Origin of the sequence: Actinomadura rifamycini DSM 43936 (assembly GCF_000425065.1) — a bacterium.
In the GTDB taxonomy this organism is placed as follows: domain Bacteria; phylum Actinomycetota; class Actinomycetes; order Streptosporangiales; family Streptosporangiaceae; genus Spirillospora; species Spirillospora rifamycini.
Map to the genome: position 1 here is coordinate 21,816 of NZ_AULB01000048.1, position 7,954 is coordinate 29,769.

At 78.0% G+C, this 7,954-nt stretch carries 5 protein-coding genes and 1 pseudogene; 5 read left to right on the plus strand and 1 reads right to left on the minus strand.

Annotated features, from left to right (window positions below):
* Window positions 1-5: 5 nt before the first annotated feature.
* The gene (mtnA, locus tag H505_RS0132265; protein ID WP_026405256.1) at window positions 6-1,070 is read right to left on the minus strand and encodes an S-methyl-5-thioribose-1-phosphate isomerase; all 1,065 of its coding nucleotides are present in this window, start codon (window positions 1,068-1,070) and stop codon (window positions 6-8) included.
* A 155-nt stretch (window positions 1,071-1,225) separates the two neighbouring features.
* On the opposite strand from mtnA, the gene H505_RS52570 reads away from it, so the two are divergent.
* The 5 genes and pseudogenes from H505_RS52570 to H505_RS51290 form a co-directional block, all read left to right on the plus strand.
* Window positions 1,226-2,365, plus strand: coding sequence for a serine/threonine-protein kinase (locus H505_RS52570; RefSeq protein WP_281173501.1), 1,140 nt, complete (start codon window positions 1,226-1,228; stop codon window positions 2,363-2,365).
* On the plus strand, window positions 2,362-3,867 hold the full coding sequence (locus tag H505_RS0132275; protein WP_034520947.1) for a DNA polymerase Y family protein: 1,506 nt from the start codon (window positions 2,362-2,364) through the stop codon (window positions 3,865-3,867). The genes H505_RS52570 and H505_RS0132275 overlap by 4 nt, the downstream gene beginning before the upstream one ends.
* A gap of 39 nt (window positions 3,868-3,906) precedes the next feature.
* Entirely contained in the window at window positions 3,907-7,179 is a 3,273-nt protein-coding gene (locus tag H505_RS0132280; protein ID WP_026405258.1) for an error-prone DNA polymerase, read from the plus strand.
* 163 nt (window positions 7,180-7,342) lie between these two features.
* On the plus strand, window positions 7,343-7,714 hold the full coding sequence (locus tag H505_RS0132285; RefSeq protein WP_211238608.1) for a protein kinase family protein: 372 nt from the start codon (window positions 7,343-7,345) through the stop codon (window positions 7,712-7,714).
* A gap of 40 nt (window positions 7,715-7,754) precedes the next feature.
* Window positions 7,755-7,954: pseudogene (locus H505_RS51290) on the plus strand (IS982 family transposase); the annotation flags it as partial.

Here is a 7,954-nt window from a genome sequence, read left to right on the forward strand (position 1 = left end):
CATGATCACAGGCGGGCCGGACGGTCCGCCGCCCCTTCCCGCACCTGTGGACGGCTCGCCGGCGTGACGCCCGCCGCCACCTCGAGCACGCCCGTCTCCGTCGCGAGCGCGGTGACGAGGCGGGCGGGGGTCACGTCGAACGCGGGGTTGAACGCCTGGACGCCGTCCGGTGCGGCGGGCGTCCCGCCCCAGGCCAGGACCTCCTCGGCGGGGCGCTCCTCGATGGGGACGGCGTCCCCGGCGGGCGTCGCGCGGTCGACCGTGCTCCACGGCGCCGCGACCAGCAGCGGGATCCCGGCCGCCGCGCAGGCGAGCGCCACCCCGAGCGAGCCGACCTTGTTCGCGGTGTCGCCGTTGGCGGCGATCCGGTCGGCGCCGATGACCGCCGCGTCCACCAGGCCCCGCATGATCGTGCCCGCCGCGGCGGCGTCGACCTGCACCGTGCACGGGATGCCCGCTTCCCGCAGCTCCCAGGCGGTGAGCCGCGAGCCCTGCAGCAGCGGGCGCGTCTCGTCCGCGTACACCATCTCGACCCGGTCCCGCACGTGCAGCTCGCGGACGACGCCGAGGGCCGTCCCCCATCCGGCGGTCGCGAGCGCGCCCGCGTTGCAGTGCGTCAGGAGGCGCAGCGGCCGGCGGGGGCAGCGGGACTCGAGCCAGTCGGCGCCGTGCACGCCGATCGCCCGGTTGGCGCGGACGTCCTCGTCCAGGACGGCCTGGGCCTCGGCGGCGACCGCGGCGGCGCCCTCCGGGACGCGGGGCAGGACCCGGTCGACGCCCGCCGCGAGGTTCACCGCCGTGGGGCGGGCCTCCCGGACGCGGGCTATCGCGGCGTCGCGGGCGGCGTCGTCCCAGCCCTCCCGTTCCGCCTGCCGGACGGCGATCGCGACGCCGAACGCGCCCGCGACGCCCAGCGCGGGCGCGCCGCGCACGACGAGCCGCCGGATCGCGTCCACGAGCGCGTCGACGTCCCGCACCTCGAGGTGCTCGACGCGGGCGGGCAGGACGGTCTGGTCCAGCAGCCGGAGGGCGTCGCCCGTCCAGGCGATGGTCCGCACATCGGTGGTCATGGTGTCCATGATGCCTCGGAAGTCGCGTCCGCCCTTACCCCGCAGGGCTTTGCGGCCTCCCCAGAACCATCGCGTGACCTGCGTAAACTTGACATCGATCGAACCGGTGTTCGAAATTATGCGGGAACGGGAACGGGAACGGGAAGGGGGCGGACGTGGCCGAGGCGGCACTGCGCGACGCGACCGCGCTGCGCGACGCCGTGGCGCCGGGCGCGGCGCGGCCGGCGGTGCCGGTGCTGCCCGCGCTCCGCGCCGTCCTGCCCGGCGGGTTGCGCGCGGGCTCGCTCGCGGGCCTGGACGGGCCCGGCGCGGCGTCGCTGGGCGCGGCGCTGGTGGCGGGCGCGTCCCGGCACGGCGGCGCGGACGGGACGGGCGGCTGGTGCGGCGTCGTCGGCCTGCCCGCGTTCGGGGTGCGGGCCGCCGCCGGGATGGGCGCCGCCCCGGAGCGGCTGCTGCTGGTGGACGAGCCCGGCGACCGCTGGGCGGACGTGGTGGCGGCCTTGGTCGAGGCCGTCGACCTGGTGCTGCTGCGCCCGCCGGACCGGCCGGACCCGGCCGCCGTCCGGCGGCTGTCGGCGCTCGCCCGCCGGCACGGCGCGGTGCTCGCCCTGGCGGGCGCGCCCGCGTGGCCGGGCGTCCGGCTGCGGCTGCGCATCGACGCGCCGTCGTGGGAGGGCCTCGGCGCGGGGCACGGACGGCTGCGGGGGCGCCGCGCCGAGGTCGTCGCCGAGGGCCGCGACGCGCCGCAGGGGCGCCGCGCCCGCCTGTGGCTCCCCGCCCCGGACGGCACGGTGGCCCCGGACACCGCGCGTCCCGCGCTCCAGCTCGTCGGCGAGCCCGCCCGGGTCAGCGAGGGCGCCCCCGTCCACCGCCCGCCGCAGCGAAGCGACGCGCCTGCACTGGGCCCGCGAGATGCCGCCCCGAGCGCCCCCGCCCCCGGAGCCGAGCAGGACGTCCCCGTCGGCACGCGCATAACAGCCGCCGGGACCGCCGGAACCACCAGAGCCCAGACCTTCCAGGCAGCAGGGACCGTCCGGCCCGCCGCAACCAACCGAGCCGCCGACGCCACCGGAAACTCCGAAGCCACCGGCGCCGCCGGGACCGCCCCGGCCGCCGGAGCCACCAGAGCCCAGACCTTCCAGGCAGCAGGGACCGTCCGGCCCGCCCAGACCAGCCGGGCCACCGGAACCGCCGGGACCGGCCGGACCGCCCTGGCCGCCGGAACCTGTGGGGACGGCGGGTCCGGGGCGGGCTCGGGGGGTCGGGGAGCGGGCGGTGGCGGGGGTGTCGCGTGAGCCGGGCGCTGGTGGTGTGGTGCCCGGACTGGCCGGTGACGGCGGTCGGGATCGACGCGGCCGTGCCGGGCGCGGTGGTCGCCGGCGGGCGGGTCGCGGCGTGCTCGGCGGCGGCGCGGGCCGACGGGGTGCGGCGGGGGCAGGCGCTGCGGGACGCGCAGCGGCGGTGCCCGGGGCTGGCCGTGCGGGACCGGGACGCCGACGCCGAGGGGCGGGCGTTCGAGGCGGTCGTCGCGGCCGTCGCGGAGCTGACGCCCAAGGTCGAGGTGGTGCGGCCGGGGATGCTGGCGGTGCCGGTCCGGGGCGCGGCGCGGTTCCACGGCGGCGAGGAGGCGCTGCGGGTGCTGCTGCAGGACGCCGTGGTCGAGGCCGGGTACGACTGCGGGGTCGGGATCGCCGACGGGCTGTTCGCCGCCGAGCTGGCGGCGCGGGCCGGGGACGGCGGGATGGTGGTGCCGGAGGGCGGCGCGGCGGAGTTCCTGGCGCCGTACTCGCCGGTGGTGCTGGGCCGTCCCGAGCTGGCGGAGCTGCTGTGGCGGCTCGGGATCCGGACGCTCGGGGCGTTCGCGGCGCTGCCCGCGGGGCGGGTCGCGGCGCGGTTCGGGGCGGACGGGGCGCTGGCGCACCGGCTCGCGCGGGGCGAGGAGCCGCGGCCGCTCGCCGCCGTGGACGGCGCCGCCGACCTGGCGGCGCACACGGTGTTCGACCCGCCCGCGGAACGGGCCGACCAGGTGGTGTTCACCGCGAAGCGGCTGGCGGACGAGCTGCACGCGGGGCTCGCGGCGGCGGGCGCGGCGTGCGTCCGGCTGGAGGTCGCGGTGGAGTTCGCGGACGGGCGGGAGTCGCGGCGGCTGTGGCGGCACGACGGGCTGCTGTCGGCGCTCGCGGTCGCCGACCGGGTGCGGTGGCAGCTCGCGGCGTGGCGGCCCGAGGAGGACGGCGCGGTGTGGGGCGGGGTGGTGCGGCTCGACCTCGCGCCCGACCAGCTCGTCCCCGACACCGGGCGGCAGGAGGCGCTGTGGGGCCGGGTGACCGACCCGGTGGCGCGGGCCGCGGACCGGGTGCAGGCGCTGCTCGGGCACCGGGCCGTCACCCGCCCGGTGCTGACCGGCGGGCGGGGGCCCGGCGAGCAGGTCGTGAAGGTGCCGGTCGGGGACCTGCCGCCGGACGACCGGGACGGCCCGTGGCCCGGGCGGCTCGGGGCGCCCGCGCCGGCGGTCGTCCCGGCCGCGCCGGTGCCCGTCCGGCTGGTGGACGCGGCCGGGGCGGACGTGGCGGTGTCGGCGCGCCGCACGGTGTCGGCGCCGCCCGCCGCGCTCGTCGTCGGGGGCGCCCCGGCGGCGGTCGTCGCGTGGGCGGGGCCGTGGCCCGCCGACGAGCGGTGGTGGGACCCCGAGCGGGCGCGGCGCCGGGCGCGCCTGCAGGTCGTGACCGAGGACGGCGCCGCGTACCTCGTCGCCGTCGAGGGCGGCCGCTGGCACGTCGAGGCCGCATATGACTAGGCCGCGGATGACCAGGCCGCGGATGACCGGAGGGCGCGGATGACCGGCTGGTACAACCCGCCGGTGCCGTGGCGGGAGCTGGAGGAGCGGCTGTCGTGGCGGCCGGCGGCGCCGCGGCCCGCCGAGCCCGCGCCGGCACCGGCCGTCCCGCGCCGGGCCGAGGGCGGGGTGCCGTGGGCGGAGCTGCACTGCCACTCGTCGTTCTCCTTCCTGGACGGCGCGAACGACCCGGCGGCGCTGGTCGCGGAGGCGGCGCGGCTGGGGGTCGAGGCCATGGCGGTCACCGACCACGACGGGATGTACGGGGCGGTGGCGTTCGCGCGGGCCGCGCGGGAAGCCGGGGTGGCGACGGTGTTCGGCGCCGAGCTGACCCTCGGGTCGCCGGGCCCGCGCGCGGGGGCCCCGGATCCGGCGGGGCGGCACCTGCTGGTGCTCGCGCGGAACCCCGACGGGTACGCGCGGCTGTGCTCGACGATCACCCGCGCGCAGCTCGCGGGCGGCCGCAAGGGGCGCCCGGTGTACGACGAGGACGCGCTCGCCGGGGCCCACGGGGGCGCGTGGGCGGTGCTGACCGGGTGCCGCAAGGGCCCGGTCCCGGCGGCGCTCGCGGCGGGCGGCCCGGCGGCGGCCGAGGCGGAGCTGCGGCGGCTCGCCGCGGTGTTCGGGCGGGAGAACGTGTTCGCCGAGCTGATCGACCACGGGATGCCGGACGACGACGAGCGCAACGACGTCCTCGCGGAGCTCGCGGCGCGCGTCGGGGTGGGCGTGGTGGCGTCCGGCAACGTGCACCACGCGGCGCCGGGCGCGGACGCGCGGCTCGCGCAGGCGCTCGCGGCCGTCCGGTCCCGGCGGAGCCTGGACGCCATGGAGGGGTGGCTCGCGGCGTCCGGCGCGGCGCACGTGCGGAGCGGGGCGGAGATGGCGGCGCGGCTGGCGCGGTTCCCGGGCGTCCGGGAGCGGACGGTCGAGCTGGCACGGGCGTGCGCGTTCGACTTCGCGGTGGTGGCGCCCAGCCTGCCCGCGTGGCCGGTGCCGGAGGGGCACACGGAGGCGAGCTGGCTGCGGCGGCTCGCGACGGACGGGGCGCGGGAGCGGTACGGGCCGCCGGAGGCGGAGCGGGTGCCGGGCGCGCACGCGCAGATCGCGCGGGAGCTGGACGTCATCGAGGGGCTCGGGTTCCCCGGGTACTTCCTGATCGTCCACGACATCGTGGAGTTCTGCCGGAGCCGCGGCATCCTGTGCCAGGGGCGGGGCTCGGCGGCGAACTCGGCGGTCTGCTACGCGCTCGGGATCACCGGGGTGGACGCGGTCCGGCACGAGCTGCTGTTCGAGCGGTTCCTGTCGCCGGGGCGGGACGGGCCGCCGGACATCGACCTCGACATCGAGCACCGGCGCCGCGAGGAGGTCATCCAGTACGTCTACGGGAAGTACGGGCGGGAGTGCACGGCGCAGGTCGCGAACGTCATCAGCTACCGGCCGCGCATGGCGGTGCGGGACGCGGCGCGCGCGCTGGGGTTCTCCCCCGGGCAGCAGGACGCGTGGTCGAAGAGCGTCGATCCGCGCGACCCGGTCGGGACGGAGAACCGCATCCCGGCGCCCGTCCGGGAGCTCGCGGGGCGGATGCTGTCGCTCCCCCGGCACCTGGGCGTCCACTCGGGCGGCATGGTGATCGCGGACCGTCCGGTCGGGGAGGTGTGCCCGATCGAGTGGGCGACGATGCCGGGCCGCAGCGTCCTGCAGTGGGACAAGGACGACTGCGCCGCCGCGGGCCTCGTGAAGTTCGACCTGCTGGGGCTCGGCATGCTGTCGGCGCTGCACGACGCGTTCGACCTCGTCGCCGCGCACCACGGCCGCCGGTACGACCTGCAGTCCCTTCCCGCCGAGGACCCGGCCGTGTACGACATGCTGTGCGACGCCGACTCGGTCGGGGTGTTCCAGGTGGAGTCGCGGGCGCAGATGGCGACGCTGCCCCGCCTGCGCCCCCGCCGGTTCTACGACCTGGTCGTCGAGGTGGCGCTGATCCGCCCGGGGCCGATCCAGGGCGGGTCCGTCCACCCGTACCTGCGCCGCCGCAGGGGCGAGGAGCCCGCGACGTGCCCGCACCCGCTGATGGAGAAGGCCCTCGCGCGCACACTGGGCGTCCCGCTGTTCCAGGAGCAGATGATGCAGCTCGCGGTGGACTGCGCGGGGTTCACCCCGCAGGAGTCCGACGAGCTGCGGCAGGCGATGGGCGCGAAGCGCGCGCCGGAGCGGGTCGAGCGGCTGCGGCGGCGCCTCCTGGACGGCATGGCCGCGCGCGGCGTCCCGCCGGACGTCGCCGAGGACGTCTACGAGAAGATCCTCGGTTTCACCGGTTACGGGTTCCCCGAGTCGCACGCGCAGAGCTTCGCGCACCTGGTGTACGCGAGCGCCTACCTCAAGCGCCGCTACCCGGCGGCGTTCACGGCGGCGCTGCTGCGCAACCAGCCGATGGGGTTCTACTCCTCGAACAGCCTCCTGGCGGACGTCCGGCGGCACGGCGTCGAGGTGCGGGGCGTGGACGTCAACATCAGCGGCGTCCACCCCACGCTGGAGGAGCCCGTGGAGGTCCGGTCGGCGCACCCGCACGCGCCGGACGAGCCGCAGCCCGCGATCCGGCTCGGCCTGGACGGCGTCCGCAACCTCGGCACGGAGGCGGCGGAGGCGATCGCGGCGGGCCGCCCCTACGCGGGCATGGAGGACCTGGCGCGGCGCGTCCCGCTGTCGCCGGGGGCACTCGAGGCGCTCGCGACGGCCGGGGCGTTCGGCTGCTTCGGGCTGTCGCGGCGGGAGGCGCTGTGGGCGGCGGGCGCCCTGGCCGGCGCGGGCCCCGGGCAGCTCGCGGGGGTCGCGCCCGGCACCGACGCGCCCGCGCTGCCCGCGATGACCCCGGTCGAGGAGACCCTCGCGGACCTGTGGGCCACCGGTGTGTCCGGCACGCACCCGGTCGCGCACGTCCGGGAGGCCCTGGACGAGCTGGGCGCGCTGCCGGCCGGGCGGCTCGCCGACGTCCGCGCCGAGACGAACGTGCTGGTCGCGGGGCTCGTCACGCACCGGCAGCGGCCGCCGACCGCCGGCGGCATCGTGTTCCTCAGCCTGGAGGACGAGACCGGCATCGCGAACGTGATCTGCCCGCCGCCGGTGTTCGAGCGGCACCGCGGCCTCGCGGTCGACGCGCAGGCGCTGCTGGTGAGCGGCCGGCTGGAGCGCGCCGACGGCGTGACGAACGTCCGCGCGCACCGGCTGCGGCGGCTGCCCGTCGCGGGCCGCGTCCGCACCCGCGACTTCCGCTGACCCGCCCGCGGAAAGGCCGTGCCGAAGGGCGCGATACGGCGTCGGCCGGGTCCGGCCTCACGACTTCCGCTTGAATATCGGTCATGCCAGGGTGGAGCGCGGAACCGGCCGCTCTGTGCCAAAGTCATCACGTTGCGTGCAGGCGGAGAAAGGTCGGATGCGGATGGCGAGTCAGGGTCCTCGGCCTCCGGCGCCCGATCCCGCCGACCCCGAACGGGTCGGCCCGTACCGGATCGAGTCGCGGATCGGGCGGGGCGGGATGGGGGCGGTCTACCTCGGGCGCGCACCGGACGGGCGGCCCGTCGCGGTCAAGGTCGTCCGCCCGGACCTCGCCGACGACCCGCGCTTCCTCGCGCGGTTCCGCGGCGAGGCCGCCAACGCCGCCCGCGTCGCCTCGTTCTGCACCGCGCAGGTCCTCGACCACGGCGCCGGGGACGGCGTCGCCTACCTGGTCACCGAGTACATCGAGGGCCCGACGCTGCGCGAGCGGATCGCCTCGGACGGGCCGCTGAGATCGTTGATGGGGGTTTGCTGAACCGGCGGCGGGCATGGCGAAGGGCGCCCATGATCAGTGTGTGAAGACAAACCTGGACGCCCTTCTGACCGCACTCTACGTCCATCTGGACGACGACGTCCTGCGATCGGCCGACCGGCCCCGCAGACGCGGCCCCCGACGGACCCTCAACGACGCTGAACTGGTCTGCGTTGCCATCGCCCAGGTCCTACTCGGATGCGATTCCGAGCGCCGGTGGCTGCGGACCGCACCCGGCAGGAT